General features: G+C 64.9%; 23 protein-coding genes and 1 tRNA gene. 14 read left to right on the top strand and 10 right to left on the bottom strand.

What is annotated here, in order from left to right; all coding sequences use genetic code 11:
• Positions 1–140 precede the first annotated feature (140 nt).
• The 3 genes from ACTIFK_RS04150 (at position 141) to ACTIFK_RS04140 (ending at position 1,568) form a co-directional block, all read left to right on the top strand.
• A complete protein-coding gene (locus ACTIFK_RS04150; RefSeq protein ID WP_439541784.1) occupies positions 141–656 on the top strand; it encodes a DUF1993 domain-containing protein in 516 nt (171 codons plus the stop codon).
• 146 nt (positions 657–802) lie between these two features.
• The gene (locus tag ACTIFK_RS04145) at positions 803–1,318 is read left to right on the top strand and encodes an AAA family ATPase (RefSeq protein ID WP_439541783.1); all 516 of its coding nucleotides are present in this window, start codon (positions 803–805) and stop codon (positions 1,316–1,318) included.
• Positions 1,319–1,491: 173 nt separating this feature from the next.
• Positions 1,492–1,568, top strand: a tRNA-Asp gene (locus ACTIFK_RS04140).
• A 90-nt stretch (positions 1,569–1,658) separates the two neighbouring features.
• Here ACTIFK_RS04140 and ACTIFK_RS04135 read toward each other — a convergent pair.
• On the bottom strand, positions 1,659–2,996 hold the full coding sequence (locus ACTIFK_RS04135; protein WP_439541782.1) for a hypothetical protein: 1,338 nt from the start codon (positions 2,994–2,996) through the stop codon (positions 1,659–1,661).
• A 315-nt stretch (positions 2,997–3,311) separates the two neighbouring features.
• On the opposite strand from ACTIFK_RS04135, the gene ACTIFK_RS04130 reads away from it, so the two are divergent.
• From ACTIFK_RS04130 to ACTIFK_RS04095, 8 genes are all read left to right on the top strand, one after another.
• Positions 3,312–3,677 (top strand): NADH-quinone oxidoreductase subunit A, encoded by a 366-nt coding sequence (locus ACTIFK_RS04130; protein WP_439541781.1) that lies wholly within the window; start codon positions 3,312–3,314, stop codon positions 3,675–3,677.
• Positions 3,668–4,258, top strand: coding sequence for a NuoB/complex I 20 kDa subunit family protein (locus tag ACTIFK_RS04125; RefSeq protein ID WP_439541780.1), 591 nt, complete (start codon positions 3,668–3,670; stop codon positions 4,256–4,258). The genes ACTIFK_RS04130 and ACTIFK_RS04125 overlap by 10 nt, the downstream gene beginning before the upstream one ends.
• Before the next feature lie 99 nt (positions 4,259–4,357).
• A complete protein-coding gene (locus ACTIFK_RS04120) occupies positions 4,358–4,954 on the top strand; it encodes an NADH-quinone oxidoreductase subunit C (RefSeq protein WP_439541779.1) in 597 nt (198 codons plus the stop codon).
• Entirely contained in the window at positions 4,951–5,388 is a 438-nt protein-coding gene (locus ACTIFK_RS04115) for a hypothetical protein (RefSeq protein WP_439541778.1), read from the top strand. Before ACTIFK_RS04120 ends, ACTIFK_RS04115 begins: the two co-directional genes overlap by 4 nt.
• Positions 5,385–5,840 (top strand): thioesterase family protein, encoded by a 456-nt coding sequence (locus ACTIFK_RS04110; protein ID WP_439541777.1) that lies wholly within the window; start codon positions 5,385–5,387, stop codon positions 5,838–5,840. The genes ACTIFK_RS04115 and ACTIFK_RS04110 overlap by 4 nt, the downstream gene beginning before the upstream one ends.
• Before the next feature lie 5 nt (positions 5,841–5,845).
• A complete protein-coding gene (locus ACTIFK_RS04105) occupies positions 5,846–6,286 on the top strand; it encodes a GFA family protein (RefSeq protein WP_439541776.1) in 441 nt (146 codons plus the stop codon).
• On the top strand, positions 6,279–7,469 hold the full coding sequence (locus ACTIFK_RS04100; RefSeq protein ID WP_439541775.1) for an NADH-quinone oxidoreductase subunit D: 1,191 nt from the start codon (positions 6,279–6,281) through the stop codon (positions 7,467–7,469). The genes ACTIFK_RS04105 and ACTIFK_RS04100 overlap by 8 nt, the downstream gene beginning before the upstream one ends.
• 447 nt (positions 7,470–7,916) lie before the next feature.
• Entirely contained in the window at positions 7,917–8,774 is an 858-nt protein-coding gene (locus ACTIFK_RS04095) for a hypothetical protein (protein WP_439541774.1), read from the top strand.
• Positions 8,775–8,789: 15 nt separating this feature from the next.
• Here the strand turns inward: ACTIFK_RS04095 and ACTIFK_RS04090 are convergent, their stop codons facing one another.
• Entirely contained in the window at positions 8,790–9,551 is a 762-nt protein-coding gene (locus tag ACTIFK_RS04090) for a glycerophosphodiester phosphodiesterase family protein (protein ID WP_439541773.1), read from the bottom strand.
• A 38-nt stretch (positions 9,552–9,589) separates the two neighbouring features.
• Positions 9,590–10,057, bottom strand: coding sequence for a RidA family protein (locus tag ACTIFK_RS04085; protein WP_439541772.1), 468 nt, complete (start codon positions 10,055–10,057; stop codon positions 9,590–9,592).
• Between the two features lie 174 nt (positions 10,058–10,231).
• Between ACTIFK_RS04085 and ACTIFK_RS04080 the strand changes: the two genes are divergently transcribed.
• A complete protein-coding gene (locus ACTIFK_RS04080; protein WP_439541771.1) occupies positions 10,232–11,113 on the top strand; it encodes a cell envelope integrity EipB family protein in 882 nt (293 codons plus the stop codon).
• A 265-nt stretch (positions 11,114–11,378) separates the two neighbouring features.
• Here ACTIFK_RS04080 and ACTIFK_RS04075 read toward each other — a convergent pair whose 3' ends face one another.
• Together ACTIFK_RS04075 and ACTIFK_RS04070 are read right to left on the bottom strand one after the other, a co-directional pair.
• A complete protein-coding gene (locus ACTIFK_RS04075) occupies positions 11,379–12,299 on the bottom strand; it encodes an ROK family protein (RefSeq protein ID WP_439541770.1) in 921 nt (306 codons plus the stop codon).
• Positions 12,292–12,597 (bottom strand): DUF3572 family protein, encoded by a 306-nt coding sequence (locus ACTIFK_RS04070; protein ID WP_439541769.1) that lies wholly within the window; start codon positions 12,595–12,597, stop codon positions 12,292–12,294. The genes ACTIFK_RS04075 and ACTIFK_RS04070 overlap by 8 nt, the downstream gene beginning before the upstream one ends.
• 177 nt (positions 12,598–12,774) lie before the next feature.
• Between ACTIFK_RS04070 and ACTIFK_RS04065 the strand changes: the two genes are divergently transcribed.
• Both ACTIFK_RS04065 and ACTIFK_RS04060 read left to right on the top strand, forming a co-directional pair.
• Positions 12,775–13,182 (top strand): response regulator, encoded by a 408-nt coding sequence (locus ACTIFK_RS04065; RefSeq protein ID WP_439541768.1) that lies wholly within the window; start codon positions 12,775–12,777, stop codon positions 13,180–13,182.
• Between the two features lie 46 nt (positions 13,183–13,228).
• Complete coding sequence (locus ACTIFK_RS04060) at positions 13,229–14,599, top strand: PleD family two-component system response regulator (protein ID WP_439541767.1); 1,371 nt, start codon at positions 13,229–13,231, stop codon at positions 14,597–14,599.
• Positions 14,600–15,261: 662 nt separating this feature from the next.
• Here ACTIFK_RS04060 and rpmG read toward each other — a convergent pair.
• The 5 genes from rpmG to topA form a co-directional block, all read right to left on the bottom strand.
• On the bottom strand, positions 15,262–15,429 hold the full coding sequence (gene rpmG / locus ACTIFK_RS04055; RefSeq protein WP_291151579.1) for a 50S ribosomal protein L33: 168 nt from the start codon (positions 15,427–15,429) through the stop codon (positions 15,262–15,264).
• 127 nt (positions 15,430–15,556) lie between these two features.
• On the bottom strand, positions 15,557–16,312 hold the full coding sequence (locus ACTIFK_RS04050; RefSeq protein WP_439541766.1) for an NUDIX hydrolase: 756 nt from the start codon (positions 16,310–16,312) through the stop codon (positions 15,557–15,559).
• Positions 16,309–16,749, bottom strand: coding sequence for a DUF983 domain-containing protein (locus ACTIFK_RS04045; protein ID WP_439541765.1), 441 nt, complete (start codon positions 16,747–16,749; stop codon positions 16,309–16,311). Before ACTIFK_RS04045 ends, ACTIFK_RS04050 begins: the two co-directional genes overlap by 4 nt.
• A 90-nt stretch (positions 16,750–16,839) precedes the next feature.
• The gene (rnr, locus tag ACTIFK_RS04040; protein ID WP_439541764.1) at positions 16,840–19,155 is read right to left on the bottom strand and encodes a ribonuclease R; all 2,316 of its coding nucleotides are present in this window, start codon (positions 19,153–19,155) and stop codon (positions 16,840–16,842) included.
• A 148-nt stretch (positions 19,156–19,303) separates the two neighbouring features.
• The gene (gene topA, locus ACTIFK_RS04035) at positions 19,304–22,072 is read right to left on the bottom strand and encodes a type I DNA topoisomerase (protein ID WP_439541763.1); all 2,769 of its coding nucleotides are present in this window, start codon (positions 22,070–22,072) and stop codon (positions 19,304–19,306) included.
• Between the last annotated feature and the right edge of the window lie 204 nt (positions 22,073–22,276).

Genomic DNA, 22,276 nt, shown 5'->3' with positions numbered 1-22,276 from the left:
TGAAATCGTTCTCGCTCAAGCGAGGTGTTGCTTTGTGGACGGCCGGCGCAGTCCTTGCGAAGCATGGCTTCGCCATGACCCGCCGGGTCGCCTTGCTCCCGGCCCTCCGGGCCGAAGGGCGCTCTCAAGAGGAAATCCCAATGTCCATCACGATGTACGAGATTGCGGTTCCGTCGTTCACGAAGCATCTCGAAGCGCTCGATGCGATTCTCGACAAAGCAGCGGAGCATTGTGCGGCGAAGAAGATCGATCCCGATGCGCTGCTGACCGCGCGGCTCTATCCAGATATGTATACGTTCACGAAGCAGGTGCAGTCGGCGTGCGACTTCGCGAAGCTCTCAGTCGGCCGGCTCGCGGATCTGAAGCCGCCGGTGCACAACGATAGCGAGAAGACGTTTGCCGAGCTGAAGACGCGGATCGCCGAAACGCTCGCCGTTCTCGCCGAGGCCAAGGCGGAGCCCATGGAGGCGGCCGCCGAACGCGAGGTGACGATCAAGGCCGGTCCGCGCGAGCTGAAGTTCACGGGACGCGAGTATCTGCTGCATTTCGCGCTGCCGAACTTCTATTTCCACTGCGCCACCGCCTACGGCATCCTGCGCCACAACGGCGTCGAGATCGGCAAGCGCGATTTCATGAGGCGCATGCCTCCGGCATGACATGCGCCACATGCCTCCGGCATGATGCTTGTTGGATGCACGCCTCCAGCATGACGCTTGTTTGGTGCACGCCTCCGGCATGACGCTTGTTTGGCGCACGCCTTCGGCATGACAAAGGAGAGCCTAGGATCGACCGTTTCATCGTCGTGACCGGAGGGCCCGGGTCGGGAAAGACGTCCCTCATCGACGCGCTGGGCGCGCACGGGCTCGCGGTGATGCCCGAAGCGGGGCGGGCGATCATTCAGGATCAGGTGGCGATCGGCGGCGCCGCGCTGCCATGGGGCGATCGCCTTGCGTTCTCGGAGCAGATGCTCGGCTGGGAGCTGCGGTCCTATCGTGAGGCCAAGCGGCACGCCGGGCCTGTTCTGTTCGACCGCGGGATCCCGGATGTGGCAGGCTATCTCGCGCTTTCCGGCCTGCCTGTCGGCGCGCATGTCGCGCGGGCGGTGGCGGCCTATCGCTACCGGCCGGACGTGTTCATCGCGCCGCCGTGGCCCGAGATCTTCACGGCAGATGCGGAGCGCAGGCAGTCACTGGCGGAGGCGGACGCGACCTTTCACGCGTTGGCCGACGCCTATTCCCAGGCCGGATATGGACTTGTGGAGTTGCCGCGCGCGCCGGTTGCGGATCGCGTGCAGTTCGTCCTGTCGCGGATCGGCTGATCCGATCGGCAACCCACGGGCCGGCCTGCGGCAATCGCACCATGGCCCTAAAAGCCGGGCCTTTATAAACTGAACGAATTGGCTCTCCGCGTCGCTTGACTTGGGGGCCGCGAACACGTATTTCGACGCTTCGCTTTTGCGTCGCCGCCCCACGACAGGGTGCGATGCGGATTGCGGGAGTAGCTCAGTTGGTTAGAGCGCCGCCCTGTCACGGCGGAGGCCGCGGGTTCAAGTCCCGTCTCTCGCGCCACTTTCCTCACAGATCGATCGAAAGTGGCTCACACGGCTTGAGGGTCTGCGGGCCCGTCAGGCTGTTGCGCCCGGCTTGGCCGGGTTTCGCCTAGTCCAGACAACCGCTGCAGGTCTCGGGATTGATCAGGATCGCCTGCGACATGGCGGGAAGCGTCAGCTTCTGCCCGGCAAGATCCTCCGAGCGCCAGGTGCCGGTGAGCGGACGCTCGTCGAGGGGGCCGAAACGGGCCGACTTGACGCTTACGGCCTGCTTCAAGACGGCATGGTCCGGAACCTCGACGCTGCGCGATTTGGCAGTGGCGTTGACGAGCCACTTGCCCCACGGAAATTCCCACACCTGCACGCGGTCCGGCGCGTTCGTGAGCGGCTCGCCGTAGACGCCGTCGCTCTCCTTGACCGGAAGTTTCGGGCGTGAGCCGTCCGGCGTCGGGCCGGCGAGGTTCAGCCAGCGGTTGCGCGAAAACCGGAAGGTCCCAGGTTCCGTATCGTCGCCGACGTTGACGGCGGAGTTGAAGGCGCCGCCGGTTTCGAAGGCGATCTCGTTGTCATGGAACGCGCCGTTCTTTGTGACAACGATCGGTGTGCCGGGGTTCTCGTTCAGGATGCGCACGACCCACGGAGCGGAGCCCTGAACGAAGTTGTGATGGATGATGCCGCCGTCGATGTTGACCCAGGAAAAGGCCGCGCCGCCGCCGACGATGACATTGCCCTCAATCGTGATTGTGTCCGCCTCGTAGTTCTTGTCGCCTTCGGCGAAGCGGAAAAACTCCGCGTCCGTCGAGCCGCCGGCCTGGATGCCGCGTCCGGTGCCGACCGGCATCTCGATGCGATTGGCGCGGATCACGATGTCCTTGCTGCCGCCCTTGGGCCGGATGCCGGAGCCGCCGACCGTGAGCGCCGTGTGAATCAGAAGCGAGTTCTGGACGAGGCCGTTGCGGCAGCCCACGAAGTCGATGGCGCTGCCTTCTGTGCCCCAATTCTCGATGCGTGCGCCGTTGATCAGGAAATCCTCGACGCCGGCCATTTTGATCGCATCGTGATTGCCCTTCTCCACGATGTCTTTGACCGTAATGCGTGTGAGGCGAATGGAGCGGGCCGGAGTTTCATACGAGCCGCCGTCGTCGATGTTGATGCCGTTTTCCGCTTGGCCCTGGAAGACGAGGTCGGAGAGCGCGACCTGCACGGGGTCCGAGAGTTGCAAGCCGTAGGATCCGCCATCGATAACGGCGGGGTTGTCCCGTTCGGCGCTCCGGATTGTTACGCCGCGGAGGTTCTCACGGTAGAGCCCGCCGGCGTAGGTGCCGGGCGCGAGCACGATCTCGTCACCCTCAGCAGCGGCTTCGAGTGCGGCGGTGAGTTCCCCGGCGGTCGCGACACGCCGTTCCTCGGCCATCGCGGTCGCGATCATGGCCATGCAGCCGGTCATGCCCACGACAACCCCAAGTCGCACGCCTGCGACCGACCCAAGTCCAAGCCGATTCATGCCGTTTTCGCCCCCGGCGGCGGGCGTGCCGCCCGCGCAATCTAGCGGAGGAGCGGGGACGTGTCGCTGGGCAGGGCTCACGGGACGGGCGTTGTCAGGCAAACGGCCGATCCTGCGCGGGGAGGATCCTTTTGCCGGTCTCACAGCCTTGAATTGGACCCTAGTATCAGTTGCGCGCCCAAGCCCCGATAGGTTAACACCAGGGCAGTGATTTTGCGGTGCGAAAGTCCTGAGTGCGGGCTGCCAAGGACGGACTTCATGAATGATCTGCTGACCAACTACCTGCCGCTTGCGGTGTTCCTCGGCGTGGCGTTCGCCATCGGCGCGGCGCTCATGGTGGCGCCGTTCCTGATCGCCTACCGCAACCCGGATCCCGAGAAGGTTTCGGCCTACGAATGCGGCTTCAATGCCTTCGATGATGCGCGCATGAAGTTCGACGTGCGCTTCTATCTCGTGGCGATCCTGTTCATCATCTTCGACCTCGAGATCGCGTTCCTCTTCCCGTGGGCGGTGGCTTTCGCGGATATCGGCACATTCGGCTTCTGGTCGATGATGCTGTTCCTTGGCGTGCTGACGGTCGGCTTCATCTACGAGTGGAAGACGGGAGCTCTCGAATGGGATTGATCGTTCCGCCGGAGTTTGCTTTCGACAAGCCCAAGGAAGGCGCGGGCGGAGGCACTGCGCTCGCCAAGGCGCCGCTGATTAAGCCGGACGATCCGTTCTTTTCGGATCTCTCGAACGAGCTTGGCGACAAGGGCTTCCTCGTCACGTCGACCGATGACCTGATCAACTGGGCGCGTACCGGCTCGCTCATGTGGATGACGTTCGGGCTTGCCTGCTGCGCCGTCGAGATGATGCAGGCGTCGATGCCGCGCTACGATCTCGAGCGGTTCGGATTCGCGCCGCGCGCGTCGCCGCGCCAATCGGACGTCATGATCGTGGCCGGCACGCTGACCAACAAGATGGCTCCCGCGCTGCGCAAGGTCTACGACCAGATGCCGGAGCCGCGGTACGTGATCTCGATGGGAAGCTGCGCCAACGGCGGCGGTTACTATCACTATTCCTACGCGGTCGTGCGCGGCTGCGACCGCATCGTGCCGGTGGACGTCTACGTGCCCGGCTGCCCACCGACGGCCGAAGCGCTCGTCTACGGCGTGCTGCTGCTGCAGCGCAAGATCAGGCGTACTGGGACGATTGAGAGATGAGGCAGTAAGGCAGTCGGCAGTTCGGCAGTCGGGATTTGCGGCTGAGCCTCCGAGTTCACGACTGCCTACTGCCACACTGCCTACTGCCGGGGTTCACTCATGCTGACCGAACTTGAAGCGCACATCACATCGAAGCTGGGCGGAGCCATTCTCGATCGGCGGATTGCGGTCGGCGAGCTCACGCTCACGGTTGCGGCATCCGACATCGTCCACGTGCTGACGACGTTGCGCGACGACAAGATGTGCCGTTTCGAAGTGCTGATCGACATTTGCGGCGTGGACTGGCCGGCGCGTGCGATGCGCTTCGATGTCGTCTACCACCTGCTTTCGCCGCGCCTCAATCAGCGGGTGCGCGTCAAGCTGCACATCGACGACGAGACGCCGGTGCCGAGCGTGATCGGAGTGTATCCGGCGGCGAACTGGTACGAACGTGAAGCCTTCGACATGTTCGGCATTCTGTTCTCGGGGCATCCCGATCTGCGGCGGCTGCTGACCGACTATGGGTTCCAGGGCTATCCGCTGCGCAAGGACTTCCCGCTTACCGGCTATGTCGAGGTTCGCTACGACGACGAGGCCAAGCGCGTGGTCTACGAGCCCGTGAAGCTCGTGCAGGAATTCCGCTCGTTCGATTTCGAAAGCCCGTGGGAGGGCTCGTCCTATGTGCTGCCGGGCGACGAAAAGGCCGGGCCGTCATGATCCTCGATGATGAGCGGCTGGCGCGGGTTCGCGACAACGCGGCTTTCGCGATCCGCGGATTCAGCGAGGCCAGCGGCGCGGCAATCGCACTCGACCGGGACTCGGTCGCGTGGGTGGACGGGTTCATCGAACGCATGCGTGCGCGTTACGGAGACGAAAGTGCGCCGGGCGGCCTCGTGTCGGTGATCGGTAGCTTTCTCGGCGAAGCCATCATCGCGCGCGCCGGTGGAGACTGGGTCAGTGACGAGGCGGGCGGCGTCGGCGTCGCGTTCGCGTGCGGCGATACGGCTTATCCGTTCGGCAAGGTGGAAAAGCAATTCGAACAGGGAAGCGCGGCGGGCGAGTCGATCCTCAGCTTCTACGATGTCTGCGTGGATCTCGTCGCCACCGGAAAGCTCGCCGAGCTGACGCGCAGCAGCGGCGAGGCGGCATGAAAGGCACGCTCAAAGTCGGCGACCGGTCACGGCTGGACTTCAAGGTTCCGGTCGAGAAGACCGTGCCGCGTCTCTATCCGGAGTCGCCCGACTTTCAGGCCATGCCGGCCGTGTTCGCGACCGGCTTCATGGTCGGCCTGATGGAATGGGGATGTCTGGAACTGCTGCGCCCGCATCTCGATGACGGCGAGGGCTCGCTCGGCATTCACGTCAATGTTTCGCACGGCGCGGCGACGGTGCCGGGACAGGTCGTCTCGGTCGACTGCGAGTGCACCGCGGTCAACGGGCGGCGCATCTCGTTCAAGGTGACGGCGCACGACGGCGTCGAGGTGATCGGCGCCGGCACGCATGACCGCATGGTCGTGCCGTGGAAGCGGTTCGTCGGGCTCGTCAACGCCAAGGCGGCGAAGGCGGGTGCGGCGGAGATCGCGATGCCGGGAACGGGAGCGTGAACGGGATGGCAAAGGAAGGTGACGCTGCCCTGGTGGGACGCTGCCTTTGCGGGGCGGTTTCGTTTTCGGTCACAGCCAAGCGTGAGGTCGACGTTTGCCACTGCTCGATGTGCCGGCGCTGGTCGGCCGGGCCTTTCATCGGGTTCGGCTACGATGGCGACGTCCGGTTCGAGGGTGCTGAGCACATCGGCGTCTACCGGTCGTCGGAGTGGGCGGAGCGTGCGTTCTGCAAGATCTGCGGCAGCTCGCTCTATTATCACCTGCTGGGGACGCAGCATTATTCCTTTGCGGCGGGGCTGCTGGACCCGCGCGAGGAGATGGTGCTGACGCAAGAGATTTTCATCGACGAAAAGCCCGCCTACTACGATCTTGCGAATGACGTTCCGAAGCTCACGGGCCAGCAAGCGTTCGCTGCATTCGAGACGGAGAAAGATCCCAATGGCTGAGACAGAGATCCGTCCGTTCAACATCAACTTCGGCCCGCAGCATCCGGCGGCGCACGGCGTGCTTCGGCTCGTGCTGGAGTTGGATGGCGAGGTGGTCGAGCGCGTCGATCCGCACATCGGCCTTCTGCACCGGGGCACCGAGAAGCTGATCGAGGCCAAGACCTATCTGCAGGCCATCGGCTATTTCGACCGGCTCGACTATGTCGCGCCGATGAACCAGGAGCACGCGTTCTGCCTCGCCGCGGAACGGCTGCTCGGCATCGTCGTGCCGCGCCGCGCGCAGCTCATCCGCGTGCTCTATTCCGAGATCGGCCGGCACCTTTCGCATTTGCTGAACGTGACGACGCAGGCCATGGACGTCGGCGCGCTGACGCCGCCGCTGTGGGGCTTCGAAGAGCGCGAGAAGCTGATGGTGTTCTACGAGCGCGCCTCGGGCAGCCGCATGCACGCCAAATATTTCCGCATCGGCGGCGTGCATCAGGACCTGCCGCCGGAGCTGGTCGAAGACATCTATGCGTGGTGCGATCCGTTCAACAAGATACTCGACGACATCGAAGGGTTGTTGACCGAGAACCGCATCTTCAAGCAGCGCAACGTCGACATCGGCGTCGTGAGCCTCGAGGATGCGTTCGCGTTGGGTTTTTCCGGCGTGATGGTGCGCGGCTCGGGCGCGGCGTGGGACTTGAGAAAGTCGCAGCCGTATGAGTGCTACTCGGAACTCGCCTTCGATATCCCGATCGGCAAGAATGGCGACTGCTACGATCGCTATCTGATCCGCATGCTCGAAATGCGCGAGAGCGTGAAGATCATGAAGCAGTGCTGCGAAAAGCTTATGAGCGCGGACGGCGCGGGGCCGGTGACGGCGGCCGCGTCCAAGGTCGTGCCGCCGAAGCGGGCCGAGATGAAGCGCTCGATGGAAGCGCTGATCCATCACTTCAAGCTCTACACCGAGGGCTTCCATGTGCCCGCAGGCGAGGTGTATGCCGCGGTCGAAGCGCCGAAGGGCGAGTTCGGCGTCTACCTCGTGGCGGACGGCTCCAACAAGCCGTATCGCTGCAAGATCCGCGCGCCGGGCTTCCCGCATCTGGCGGCCATGGATTTCCTCAACAAGGGCCACATGCTGGCCGACGTCTCGGCGATTCTGGGTTCGCTCGACATCGTGTTCGGCGAGATCGACCGGTAGGGTTATTGGGGCGGAGCGGAGCGCCAATGCTCGAACGTCATCCCGGCGTCACGGCGAAGTCGTGCTTCGCACGAATGGCCCGGGGCCCACGACAGCACAAGATTCTGTTTACTGTATTGTCGATGTTCGCACCGGCAGCCGTTCAAGCTCTTGCACCAAGTGAGGGGTGGAAACTTGCGTGGGTGCCGGCCTTCCAGGCGAAGCATGGCTCCGCCATGACGCCGGCATGACGGATATGGGTGGATAGGCGTCGGTCTAAAATGCTCCGGCTTTGCCATACCTGTCGGCGAGATTGACCGGTAGGCGAACGTTGCCCTGCTCGGATTGAAATCGGGTAACTGCCGCAAATTCAGGCTGCCGTCAGCATTCTGATCTCTTGCTCCCGTTTGGAGTTTGCCCGAATGTGCGCTGCCGTCCGGGCAAGGCCTTTTTGGGGAAGCCAATCCAATGAAGTTTACGATTTCCGGTCTCGTACTGCGGGCCGGTCTCTGCCTCGCCGCCCTGTCCGCTCCTTCGCTCGATGTGCGCGATCCGATATCGTGGGGCCACGGCGTGGCTTTCGCGCAGGCGCCGGGCGCTGCGGAAAAGGATGCGTTCGAGGCGGCCAAGGAGCTCGGCACCGTCGAGGCCTGGGACGCGTTCCTGTCAAACTATCCGACCGGCTTCCACGCCGATCTGGCGCGCGCCTATGTCAAGAAGCTGGGCGAGGCTGCGCCGGCACCCGCACCGGCTGCGGCTGCGGCAGCTCAGTTCGACGATTTCCCGATTGTAGCGGGCTCGTGGGGCGGCGTCGTGCGCGACGGGCCCGGCAAGCAGCATCGCCAGATCGACAGCCTGGAAGAGGGCGAAGAAATCACGTTGATGGGGCGGTCCGACGTGATGGAAGACGGCTATCCGTGGTTCAAGATCGCCTACCGGGACGGCAAGATCGGATTTAAATGGGGCGGCATTCTTTGTGCGGTCGGAGCCGAGCGGCCGGACGTCTACAAGACGTGCACGACCCCGCTGAAGCGCCATGTGGAGGAGCCGTCCAAGCGTGAAGAACCGAGACGCCAAGAGCCGAAGAAAGCCGCTCAGGGTTGCGCGAAGGGACGCGTGAAAGTCGACGGGCGGTGCGTGCTGAAGCAGGACGCCGCGACGCACTGCGGTCCCGGTTTCCGCCTGCAGGGCAACAAATGCGTGGCGGGATACCAGCAGCCGAAGCCGCAGAAGCAGCTTCCGTCCTGGCAGATCGAGGCGATCAAGAAGGGTTGTCCGAAGGGCATGGGCTGGAACGCGCAGGAAGGCTGCCACGAGAACGATTGAGGGCGTGCGTCACCGCTAGGGCTCGTAGCCTTCGAAGATCGCGGCGTCGGCGTGGTCGGCGGCGGTGCGGCGGTCTTTCTCCGTTCGCACCGTCCAGGTGAAGAGCGGCAGGCCAAGTTCGCCCCGAATGCGCTGGGCGACGGGCGAGGGCAGGCCGCGCACGTCGTAGGCGTAGAAGTACGGGTCCGCCAACACGCTCTCTTCGATGTTGGCGAGTGCGTCGCGGCGGGCGTCGGTGAGCTGGTCCGGGTACCACGGCGTGCCATCCGGAAAGCGGTAGGAGCCCGTGACGATGCCGCGCGGGATACCGGGCGCGAGCCGGCGCATCTCGGCCATCACGGCCGGATCGAAGGACATCAGCGCCAACGGGCCTTCGTAAGTCTCGGCGAGCATCGCAATGGCCAGCATGAAGGCCGGCGAGGGGCTCGTCCATTCGCTCTTGATCTCGGCTAGCAGTGGGACGCGTCCGGCGACGAGCGCCAGCAAGTCCGCGAACGTCAGGATGCCGGTCAGCTTCGCGCCCTTGAACGGCAGCTTTGCCGCGCAGCCGGGCTTCAGGTCGGCAATCGAGCCGCTGCCCTCGGTGAGGCGGGCGAGGTCGAGATCGTGGAAGACGAGCGGTGTGCCATCCGCCGCGGGACGGAGATCGCATTCGATGCCGTAACCCTTCGCGATGGCGGCTTCGAAGGCGGGCGCCGTATTCTCGACAATGCCTTTCGCTGCGTCATGCAGCCCCCGGTGGGCAATGGGGCGCAGGAATTTACCGCGATCGAGCATGGGCGCTGGGATCTCGCGTTGGAGCGTCGTGTGGCCGCTTAGCCGGCGATGGCGATGATGGCGTCGACTTCGACGGCGGAGCCCATCGGCAGGCTGGCAACGCCGACCGCAGCGCGGGTGTGGCGGCCCTTGTCGCCGAGCACTTCGACCATCAGGTCGGACGCGCCGTTGACGACCTTGGGGTGGTCGGCGAAGTCGGCCGTCGCGGCGACGAACCCGGTCAGGCGCATGATCTGAGCGATGCGGTCGAGATCGCCAAGCGCGGCTTTGGCCTGGGCCAGGATGTTGAGCGCGCAGAGGCGCGCGGCGGCCTGGCCCGCTTCGACCGTAACGTCGCGGCCCAGAAGGCCGGTCGCGATCGTGCCGTCGGCGGCCTTGGAGATCTGACCGGAGATGAAGAGCAGGTTGCCCGTCACGGCGTAGGGGACGTAGTTGGCGACCGGATTTGGGGCCGAGGGAAGGGTCAGGCCAAGCTCTGCGAGGCGGGCCTCGATGGTTCCGGTCATGTGCGGTGCTCTCCGGTCTTTCGTGTTGTGTGGCGGCCGTAATTCCGCCCGCGGTTGCGTCGATTTCTTGTTAACGCGTTGAACGCACTTTGCAACGGCCTGACAGTACCCTAGATTCCGATCAGTGGGCGCGGCATGGCCGTATTTGTAGCCCATGGAAATAGGATGAGCAGAATGCAGCATGGCGCTCGGAACCGGGCTCTGGGATGTGTGGTCGCGGCCTTTGGGGCGCTCTTGACGGGCGCCGGCGCGCCGGTTGTGACGGAAGGCCATGCAGCGCCCGCACTCAAGGATGTCGTGTTCGCCCCGCATCGCGCGGTCTACGAGCTTTCGCTGGACGGCACGCGTTCGGGATCGAGCGTGACCGGCGTCAACGGCCGGATCGTCTATGAGCTCTCCGGCAACGCGTGCGAAGGCTACGCCCAGAGCATGCGGTTCGTCACGCAGACGGTCAATCAAGAGGGCAACCTGCAAACGACGGACCTGCGCACGTCGAGCTGGGAGGAAGTTCCGGCCAAACGGCTGCGGTTCTCGACCAGCACCTATCAGAACGAAATCCAGGCCGAGCAGACCCAGGGTGTGGCGCGCCGCACGGACGCCAAGGGCACGGCGACCGTCGATCTCGTGCGTCCGAATACGCGGCAGGTGAAGCTCGCGGGCGACGTCTATTTCCCAATCCAGCATTCGATGGCAATCATTAGGGCCGCGCGCGCGGGGCGGACCATCCTGGCGGCCGATCTCTTCGATGGGTCGGAGAGCGGCGACAAGATCTTCTCGACGTCGACGGCGATCGGGCGCGAGAGCAAAGGCCCGGTGGTGTCGCTCGCCAAGGGGACGAACCTCGACGAGGTGCCCTCGTGGCCGATCTCGGTGAGCTATTTTCCGACCACGCCCGAGCCCGGCGATACGCTTCCGCTCTACGAGATGAGCTACCGGTTTCACGACAACGGCGTCACCAGCAGCTTGCGCATCAATCACGGTGACTTTGCCATCCGTGGCGAGCTGAAGGAGCTGAAGTACTTCGAGGCGTCGCCCTGCAAGTCGCCGACGCCCTAGGGCATTCGATCATACGGCTTTGCACCGACGCCGCTCCTGCTCCCTTCACCCTCCTCTTGACGGGGAGGGTGGCATCGAGCGTCCGCGAAGCATGCCGGGCGGGGTGATGGGCTTGGGGTGCCGCTTCAGGCGTCGCTTCAAGATCATCCCCCCACCCCTAACCCCTCCCCGCGTCCATGCGGAGCATGGCTTCGCCATGACGGGGGAGGGGATGCGTTGTGGTTCCATCAGATGAGAAAAGGCTTTAGCTGTCCTGCCGGGACTATCAGTCGTTCCACAGCCAGGCGGCGCCGCGCACGCCGCTGGCGTCGCCCCATTTGGGCGGGCGGATGTCCAGCACGGCGACATCTGAAAACACGTAGGGTGCAGCGAGCCCCGGCAGCACCTCATAAAGATGCGGAAGCTTCGATAGGCCGCCGCCGAGCACGATCACCTCCGGGTCGATGATGTTGACGATCTGCGCCAATCCGCGCGCAAGCCGCGAGGCATGGCGGTCGACGCTGGTCCGCGCGGCAGGCTCGCCAAGCTGCGCGCGCTCGACGATCTCATGGCCCGAGACCCGTTCACCCGTGCGCCGCTGGTAGTCGGCCGATAGAGCCGAGCCGGAGACCCACACCTCCATGCAGCCCTTGCGGCCGCACCAGCATTCGGGCCCCGGGTGCTCGTCCGCGTCCGCCCAGGGCAGGGGGATGTGGCCCCACTCGCCGGCGATGCCGCGCGCGCCTTCGAGCAACTTTCCGTCGAGCACGATGCCGCCCCCGCAGCCGGTGCCCACGATCACGCCGAAGACCGAGCGCGCGCCCGCGGCGGCGCCGTCGATGGCCTCCGAGAGCGCGAAGCAGTTGGCGTCGTTGGCCATGCGGACCCGGCGTCCGAGGGCGGCTTCGAGGTCCTGGCGCAGCGGGCGGCCATTGAGCCACGTGGAATTCGCGTTGCGGACGAGCCCGGTCGAGGGGGAGAGGGACCCCGGCATGGCGATGCCCACGGTCGCGTCGCCTCCGGCGTCGTGCGTGAGGGCGCCGATGATGCCGGTGAGGGCGCGGACGGTGGCGTCGTAGTCGCCCTGCGGGGCCAGGATGCGCCGGCGCGCGATCTCCTCACCTGCGGGCGAGAGAACGCGCCCTTCGATCTTGGTGCCCCCGAGGTCGATGCCGAGACGGGCCGCGCCGCTTGGGCGATCAGTCATGAACCGCCTCGCTGCCGAGTTCGCGCGCCAGCACGGCGCGGGCGGGCGCGACGGTTTCCGGGGGGATGCCTTTCGAGGCGGCGAAGACGAGCAGGAGAGATTCGTCCGCTAGCAGATGGTCGAGGACGGCGAGGAGGGTGCCGGTTGCGTCCGCCGCTTCCCGCAGGTGCTCCGGGCCGATGCCGGTCAGCGACAGGAAGCGCTCCAGGCGCGGGGCGTCCTCGGCCAGGAAGGCCAGGCCGGCCAGCGCCAGCGCCGCCGCATTTTCCGCGCTCGGCCTGGGTGGGAGTTTCGCCATCGCCAGCTCTCCGTTTTGCGTGTCCGCCCGGGCACTTGGGACACGATTGCTCTTGATTCCGCATGTTTCAACAGTTGCTTAAGCTAAAGCGGGCACAGTGGCACTCAAGGCCCGCAGAATCGGTGCAGTTTGCAGCGGGGAGTACAGCCTTCGACGATGACCTATCAGGAGACCAGAATGGCCGTCGAGGCCCCGACGCAGGCCACCGCCCGCGCGGCTAAAACCGTGCTGATCGTCGAGGACAACGAGCTCAACATGAAGCTCTTCCACGACCTGCTCGACGCCTATGGTTACCTGACGGTTCAAACGCGTAATGGGCTCGATGCGCTTGCGCTCGCCCGTGTGCATCGTCCCGATCTGATTTTGATGGACATCCAGCTGCCGGAGGTTTCGGGGCTCGAGGTGACCAAGTGGCTCAAGGAAGACGAGGACCTTCGCAACATTCCGGTCGTGGCGGTCACGGCCTTCGCCATGAAAGGCGATGAGGAGCGCATCCGTTCCGGCGGTTGCGAGGCTTATGTGTCGAAGCCGATCTCGGTTGCTGTTTTTCTCGAAACTGTGCGTCGATTTGTGGGGGATGCCTGAGCGGCGCGCCGTTTTGTTTTGCGTGCGTTCTGGTGTGTGAGTCAGCATGACTGCTAGAGTTCTTATCGTCGACGATATCCTGGCCAATATCCGGCTTCTGCAAGCCCGGCTGGAATCCGAATACTTCGATGTCGTCACCGCCACGAACGGGCCGGATGCGCTTGCGATCTGCGAGCGCGAGCGCGTCGATGTCGTGCTGCTCGACGTGATGATGCCCGGCATGGACGGCTTCGAAGTCTGCCGCCGCCTCAAGGCTTCGACGCAAACGCTCCACATTCCCGTCGTGATGGTGACCGCGCTCGATCAGGCGGCCGACAAGATCCAGGGCCTCGACAGCGGCGCCGACGATTTCCTCACCAAGCCCGTCGACGACATCGCGCTGGTCACGCGCGTGAAGAGCCTCGCGCGGCTCAAGATGCTCAACGACGAGATGCTGATGCGCGTCTCGACGAGCCGCCAGATGGGGCTCTCCGACGAAGAGACGGTGGCGGGTATTCTCGGCGACCGGCCTGGGCGCGTGCTCGTGGTCGATGATCATCCGCGCTCGTCGTCGCGCGTCATGAGCGCCTTGGTCAAAGTGCACGACGCCTATATCGAGCCCGAGCCCCAGCTTGCCTTGGCGCATCTGGCGGAGCAGCCGTTCGACCTGGTCGTGGTGGCGCTGCGGCTCGAGAATTCGGACGGGCTGCGGTTCTGCTCGCAGGTGCGCTCGCTCGACCGGACGCGGCATCTGCCGATCCTGATGATGGTCGACACGGGCGACGAAGCACGCCTGTTGCGCGGCCTCGACATGGGCGTGAACGACTACCTGATGCGTCCGGTGGATCGGCACGAGTTGCTGGCACGCGTTCGGACTCAGATCCGGCGCAAGCGGTTCTCGGATTATCTGCGCAACCAGATCCGCGAGAGCGTGGAACTGTCGATCACCGATCCGCTGACCGGATTGCACAATCGCCGCTACATGGAACGGCACCTCAAGACACTGATCGCGGACGCCAAGCGTTCGGGCCGGTCGCTGTCGGTGCTGATCGCCGATATCGATCACTTCAAGGCCGTCAACGACACCTATGGCCACGACGCGGGCGACCTGGTGCTCAAGGAGTTCTCCGACCGGTTCCGCCGCTACACGCGCGGCGTCGACCTGGCCTGCCGTCTGGGCGGCGAGGAGTTCCTGATCATCATGCCGGATACCGACAAGGGCCTTGCACGGCAGGTCGGCGAACGGGTGCGCGAATGTGTCGCATCTCAGCCCTTCCGGATCGCACCCGGCCAGGAAATTCCGGTGACCGCAAGTGTGGGTCTTGCAACCTGGGAAGGTGAGCTCGACACGTCGGAGGCGCTCTTCAAGCGAGCCGACAACGCGCTTTACGCCGCCAAGCGGGCTGGCCGCAATCAGGTGGTCGCCGACGCGGCGTAAAGCGCCGATCGGTCATAAGTCCTCTAGAGGATATGAAATTCCCGCGGCGCCGTGAGGCTCGGCCAATGACGCGTGCCGCCGTCGGGGCGGCGCTACGCAAGCATCGGGCTTGGCTGACCTTGCACGTTCGATGTTGAGACTTGGTTTGGTTCGTCGCGTTAGTCCGTCGGCGGATTGGCGAATCGGAAGATTTGTGCTCGCCACGCTATGGTCAAGCTCTAAACTTGCAATCCTCTAAGTGTTCTGCCAGACTTACCTTGAACGGAGGGGATTTCATTCTTGCCCGGAGCGCGACCGCCTGTTTGTTGGCCATGCGCGATTTCGTGGCAAAATCAGTTCCCGCGGCCCGTTGGGTCCGCCGCATCTCCTGATGGAGCGGGAAATTGTAGCGGGTGGTGACGGCTTGGAGTTACCTCCTAAAGTTTAACCGTCGCCTTACCGCTACGACACCAGGTGGAACGTCAACGCCCTCTTTGACCCCATCTGGTCACTAGGCCAGGGTCCGTGGCTAACCTCGGAATGCTTACCCCGCTGCCGAGAGCGGTTACGGACCCTGGTTGAGGGCTTTCAAAGCAACATTTTCCGATAGGGTCAGTCGCTGAACAGCCGCGCATCTTCGCGGCCCGGCGCCGGCTGGCTGCGCGCGTGCGCAGCCGCCTCGACTACTTGATCTTGGTTTCTTTGAACTCGACGTGCTTGCGGACGACTGGGTCGTAGCGCTTGAAAACAAGCTTTTCCGTCGACGTGCGCGGGTTCTTCTTCGTGACGTAGAAGAAGCCAGTCCCGGCGGACGAGAGCAGCTTGATCTTCTGGGTAATCTGCTTGGCCATTGGTCTTCAGACCTCGAAAGTGGAATAATTCTCGAATTCGGATTGGGCACCATACTGACCGCGCCTTCAGTGTCAAGGTGCAGATCAGGTGACATGCGCGCGCGGGTTGACGCCCGCGAGAGTACAATCAGCGGGGCTGCAACGTGCGGTAAAACACCCCCCGGCGGTGGGCATAAGACGGCACGGACACCACACGCCGCTCCGCCTCCGTCAGCGCGATGAAAGTCGCGATGTCCTGCATGATGACGCGCGTGATGGACGGCAGTTTCAACGCCTTCGCATCGGAAACCGTGAACCAGCCGATGTCGAGCAACTCGCCGTCGATCGCGTCCGTGCGATGGGCGATGCGGTCCGCATCGACGACGAAGAAGCGCGTGTCGTAGCGGCGCGGGCGCGCGGGCGGGGTGATGGCGCGCGCGAAGTAGGTGAGGTGGTCGAGGCACGGGCGGAAGCCGGTGGCGAGAAACGCGTCCCAGCCGCCGGCCTTGGTCGCGTGCTCCGTGCCCACGGGGCCGGGTGCGCCGATCAGGATGCCTGTTTCCTCGAAGGTCTCGCGGACGGCTGCGAGCGCCAAAGCCGCGGCGCGCGCATCGGAGGGTTTGCCGCGCAGGGAGGTCTGCACGCAGGCGCTCTCGGATGCGGGAAGCCGAGCGTGGCGCGCCAACGCGCGATCGCCGGGATCGACGCGACCGCCCGGAAAAACGTAGGTGTCGGGCAGAAAGACCTGATCCGGCCGCCGCCGCCCCATGAGGATCCGCGGCTCGGGCGCGCTCCAATCCACCACGATGAGGGTCGCCGCATCGCGCGGGCGCAGGCGGTTGGCCGGCGCGCGGGGTGTCCCGTCGTCTTGCGTTCGTGCGGACGTTTGCGGGTCCCCTGTCAATGCGGGCGCGTGTCGAGGTCGGGCGTTTCGTCGGTCGCGCCGCCGAAGCCGTGCATGCGCAGCGCCCACTGCAGTCCGACGAGCGCGCCCTTGACGCGCGGCAAGAGCCACAGGCTGAGGATGACAGTCAGCGGAAGCCAGAGCGTGAGATGCACCCAGCTCGGCGGGGCATATGCCGTTTCAAGCAGGAGCACGCCGCCGATGACGACGTGGCCGACGATGACCATCGTGAAATAGGGCGGCGCGTCGTCGGCGCGCTGGTGGTGTAGTTCCTCTCCGCAGGCCGGGCAGGCGTCGGCGACTTTGAGGTAGGCGCGGAACATGGCGCCCGCGCCGCAGGCCGGGCAGCGCTGGCGCGCGCCGCGCAGCATCGCGTCCGTGATGGACCGCTTCGGCTCCACCGAGGCGGGCGGAGGCGCATTGAACTCGATCGACATGACGCACATTCCTGACTGAGGACGCCATTCTAGCGCCCGGGGCGGCGTGCTCAACGACGCATATCGCCGTAGCGGTGGCCGCCGGGTTTCCTACCTGCGACGGCCGCGGCGCTGGTGGAAGCGGCGGGCGCCCTTGATCTGGGCGAACGCGCTCTTCTTGCCGGGCGTCAGCATCTCGAAGCGTACGGCGCCGGCGGATGGAATGACCTCGACGAGGCGGACCGTCACGGGATCTCCGAGCTGATAGGTTTCGCCGCTGCGGTTGCCGACCAGCGCGTGCGCCTCTTCGACATGGTTGAAGAAGTCCTGGCCCAGGGTCGACACCGGAACGAAGCCGTCGGCCCCGGTGTCCTTGAGCTTCACGAACAGGCCGGAGCGCGTGACGCCGGCGATGCGGCCCTCGAACGACGCATCGACGCGATCGGCAAGGTGGGCGGCGATGAGCCGGTCGACCGTCTCGCGCTCGGCGGCCATGGCGCGGCGCTCGGCGGCCGAAATGTCCTTCGCCACATCGCCAAGGCGGCCAATCTCCTCGTCGGTCAGGCCGTCGTCTCCGAGCTTCATCGCGCGGATCAGCGCGCGGTGCACGATGAGGTCCGCATAGCGGCGAATGGGCGACGTGAAGTGCGCGTATTTTGCGAGGTTGAGGCCGAAGTGGCCGATGTTCTGCGGCGTGTATTCGGCTTGGGCCTGCGAGCGCAGAATGACCTCGTTGACGAGTTCCGGAACGGGGAGCGTCTTGGCGCGGGCGAGGATGCGGTTGAACGCTTCCGGCTTCAGCCCCGTGCCGGGGGCGAGCTGGAGATCGAGCGTTTCGAGAAAATCGCGAAGGTTCTTGAGCTTCTCTTTCGAGGGCTCGTCGTGCGTGCGGTAGATGAGCGGCGTCTTGGCCTGCTCGAGTGTTTCGGCGGCGGCCACGTTGGCCTGGATCATGAACTCCTCGATCAGCCGATGTGCATCGAGGCGTTCGGGAATGACGACGCGGGCGACGCGGCCTTCGGCATCGAGCAGGATCTTGCGTTCGGGGAGATCGAGGTCGAGGGGGCCACGCTCGTCGCGGGCGCGGGCGAGCGCGGCGTAGGCCTGCCACAACGGACGCAGCGCGCGCTCCATGAGGGGCGCGCATTTTTCGCTGACGTTGCCGTCGATGGCGGCCTGGGCTTCCTGATACGAGAGCTTGGCCGCGCTCTTCATGACCGCGCGCAGGAATTCGTGGCGGCGCTTCTTGCCGGCCGAGTCGAAGATCATGCGGACGGCGAGGCAGGGGCGGTCTTCGAGTTCGCGCAGCGAGCAGAGATCGTTCGAGATGCGCTCGGGCAGCATCGGCACGACGCGATCTGGGAAATAGACCGAGTTGCCGCGAAGCTGGGCTTCCTTGTCGAGCCGCGAGGCGGGCCGGATGTAGTGGGCGACATCGGCGATGGCGACGAGGACGACGTAGCCGCCGCGATTCCTCGGATCGGTGTCCGGCTCGGCGTACACGGCGTCGTCGTGGTCGCGCGCGTCGGTGGGATCGATCGTCAGCAGCGGGATGGCGCGCAGGTCGGTGCGGCCTTCCGTGGTGAAGGGGATCAGGGCCTCGCTCTCGGCGACGACAGACGCCGGGAAGTCGTCCGGCAGCCCGTGGGCGTGGACGGCGATGAGGCTGATCTTGCGCTGGTCGTTCGGGTTGCCGAGCGCTTCGAGGATGCGCGCTTCGGACATGGACTGACGATTGCGGGCGGAGAGATCGAAGCGGACGAGATCGCCGTCCTTGGCGTCGCCGGTGTTGCCTTGGCGAACCTGCCAGGCTTTCAACTCGCGGCGATTGACGGGTTCGATGGTGCCGCCGCCGCCGGCGCGCGAGCGGAAGATGCCGAGCAGGCGGCGCTTGTCGCGCGGCAGGATCTTAATCGGATCGGCTTCGTAAGCGTGGCCTTCGACGTCCGGCGCGTCGAGGCGCGTGATGCGGGCCAGGATGCGGTCGCCGACGCCGAGGGCGGCTTCGCGCTCCTCGCCGCGTGCGCGGTGTGCAAGGACGAGTACGGAGGGCGGATCGCCGTCGGAGGCCTTCCAGACGGCGGGATGGGCAATCAGGTCGCCGTCATCGTCGCGGCCGGTGATTTCGAGCACGGTGACGGGCGGTAGCTTGCCGGTCTCGTGCAGCTCTTTCCTGGTGCCGGAGAGCAAGCCTTCCTCGGTCATTTCGGCGAGGAGGCGCTTGAGGCCGATGCGGGCATCACCCTTGATGTTGAACTCGCGGGAGATCTCCCGTTTCCCCGCGTTGCCCTCGCTTTCGCGCACGAAGGCGAGAATGTCCTCACGCGAGGGAAGCGCGTCCTCGCGGCCGCGACGGGGGGCGGGTCCGGTGCGGAAGCCTTTGCCTCCTTTATGCGCGGAGCGCTTCGCCGGCGGCTTCCTGGCCATCAGGCGACCTTTTCGAAGACGGCGCGTCGGGAGGAGTTGGGAGCGGGGAGCATCCCAACGCAAATGTACTGCAATCCCCCTCTCCTAGCCTCCCCCACAAGGGGGGAGGGACGAGGGTGGCGTGATCCGCAAGCGTTCGTCATGAGCGTCAGCCTTCAGCGTCGGCTTTGGCGGAGCTCTTCTTGGACTTGGGCGCGGCTTTCTTGGCAGGCTTCTTTGCTGCCTGTGGTTTGGCCTTTGCGCTCTTTTTTACTGCGTCGCCGTCGTCGCTCGCTGCCTTGGCTTTCGCTTTGGGTGCGGCCTTGGCTTTGGGGGCTGCCTTGGCGCCGCCGCGCGAGGGCTTCTTGCCGCCGCCCTTGGCCGCGCGTTCCTGGAGCAGGCGGATCGCCTCGTCGAGGCTGAGGTTCGCCGGTTCGGTGCCCCTCGGCACCGTGGCGTTGACCTTGTTCCAGCTGACGTACGGGCCGTACTTGCCGTCCAGCACCTGGATCTTGCCGCCGCCGCCGGGATGCTCGCCAAGTTCCTTCAGCACCGTCTTCGCGGCCGCGCGTCCGAAGCGGCCGCCGCCCTTGCCTGCGCGCTTTTCAGCCAACAGCGTCACGGCGCGGTTGAGGCCGATGGTGAACACGTCCTCGATGCTTTCCACGTTGGCATAGGTGCCATCGTGCTGGATGAAGGGACCGTAACGGCCGAGGCCGGCCATGATCGGCGTGGCCGTCTCGGGATGGATGCCGACCTCGCGCGGCAGCGAGAGAAGCTGCAGCGCTTTTTCAAGATCGATGGTGGCGGCGTCGAGGCCCTTCGGGATCGACGAGCGCTTGGGCTTTTCGTCGCCTTCGCCTTCGCCGAGTTGGAGATACGGTCCGAAGCGGCCAGCCTTGACGACCACCGGCAGACCCGTCTCCGGATCGAAACCGAGATTACGCTCGCCACCGCCGCCCGAGGCTTCGCCGGAGAGCTGGCGCGTGTATTTGCAGTCCGGGTAGTTGCCGCAACCGATGAAGGCGCCGGACTTGCCCGAGATTTTGAGCGAGAGGCGGCCGGTACCGCACTTCGGACAGGCGCGCGAATCCGATCCATCTTCCTTGGCCGGGAAAATGTGCGGTCCAAGCATTTCGTTCAGCGCTTCGAGCACGTCGCCGACGCGGAGATCCTTGATACTGTCGATGGCGCCGGTGAAGTCCCGCCAGAAATCGCGCAGCACCTCTTTGTACTCCATCTCGCCCGAGGAAATGAGATCGAGCTTTTCCTCCAGCGCGGCCGTGAAATCGAATTCGACGTACTTGCCGAAGAAGCTCTCGAGGAACGCGATGACGAGACGGCCCTTATCCTCGGGGACGAGGCGCTTCTTGTCGATGCGGACGTAGTCGCGCTCTTGCAGCACGGCCAGCGTCGACGCATAGGTGGACGGGCGGCCGATACCGAGCTCTTCCATCCGCTTGACGAGGGTCGCTTCGGAAAAGCGCGGCGGGGGCTGCGTGAAATGCTGCTCGGGCTCGATGGCGCGGTCGCTGACCTTGTCGCCTTCGTTGAGCGTCGGCAGGCGCCGGTTTGCAGAATCGTCCTCGGCGGGATCGTCCTTGCCCTTGTTGATCGTGAGCACGCGATCGTCGCGGCCTTCGTCGTAGACCTTGAGGAAGCCTTCGAACTGCATGATCGAGCCGGTGGCGCGAAGCGTGTAGGTTTTGCCGTCGCGGCCCTTGACCTCGATGTCCGCAGTGGTCTGCTTCATCTCGGCGGACGCCATCTGGCTTGCGACAGCGCGCTTCCAGATCAGCTCGTAGAGCTTGGCCTGGTCGGCCTGGAGATAGCGGGCGACGGACGCCGGCGTGCGCGTGACGTCGGTCGGGCGGATGGCTTCGTGCGCTTCCTGCGCGTTCTTGGCCTTCGTTTTGTACTCGCGGATGAAGGGCGCGACGTAGCGCTGGGAATACTCGCGAGCGATCATGCCGCGAATGGCGCTGATGGCTTCCGGAATGATCGTGACGCCGTCGGTACGCATATAGGTGATGAGGCCGACGGTCTCGCCGCCGCCGACGTCGACGCCTTCATAGAGGCGTTGGGCGACCTGCATGGTCTGCTTGGCGGAGAAACCGAGCTTGCGCGAGGCGTCCATCTGCAGCGTCGAGGTGGCGAACGGCGCATAAGGGTTGCGCTTGGCATCGCGGCTCTCGACGGAGACGACGCGGAACTCACCCTTTTCGATGGCACGCTTGATGGCGAAGGCGGACGCCTCGTCCTTGATGTCGAGCTTCTTCAGCGTGGTGCGGTCGATGGCCTGGAGGCGGGCCGGGAATTCTTCGTTCGAGGTCGTCGCAAGCGTGGCTTCGACGGTCCAGTATTCGTCCGTGCGGAAGGCTTCGATCTCGGCTTCGCGGTCGCAGACAAGGCGAAGGGCGACGGACTGTACGCGGCCGGCCGACTTGGCGCCCGGCAGCTTGCGCCACAGCACGGGCGAGAGCGTGAAGCCGACGAGGTAATCAAGCGCACGGCGGGCGAGGTAGGCGTCGACCAGCGGCTCGTCGATTTGGCGCGGAGCGGCAATGGCGGCCAAAATTGACTGCTTTGTCACCGCATTGAAGGCGACGCGCTCAATCTGGATGCCCTTCTTGAGCGCCTTCTTCTGGGTCAGGATCTCGAGCAGATGCCAGGAAATGGCCTCGCCTTCGCGATCAGGGTCGGTCGCGAGAATCAGTTTGTCGGCGCCTTTGACGGCCTCGGTGATCTCACGAATGATCTTCTGGGAGCCGCTGTCGATCTCCCAGGTCATCTCGAAATCGCGATCGGGGGCGACCGAGCCGTCCTTCGACGGCAGATCCCGCACATGGCCAAACGACGCGAGCACTTTATAGTTGCTGCCCAGGTACTTATTGATCGTCTTCGCCTTGGCGGCCGATTCCACGATAACAACGTTCATTTTGTGCTTTCTTGGCCTTGAACTTGTTGTGGCGCTCTCAGACTAGTGCGGCGGCGCTCCACCTAAAATTGTCGGACGCGATGCTCTGCGCGCGGCGGTTCAATGCTCTAAACTCGGGGCGGGAACATGGGAGAGGACGGGCCGCCTGTCAAACGGCCTGCAAATCCGGCCCCGCCAGCCGTCGGGCGCGAGACAAGGCCAGGT

The sequence above is a fragment of the Hyphomicrobium sp. genome (assembly GCF_051860585.1).
Lineage (GTDB): Bacteria > Pseudomonadota > Alphaproteobacteria > Rhizobiales > Hyphomicrobiaceae > Hyphomicrobium_C.
The sequence above is the reverse complement of the archived record's forward strand: the minus strand, read 5'-3'. Positions and strand labels throughout refer to the sequence as shown.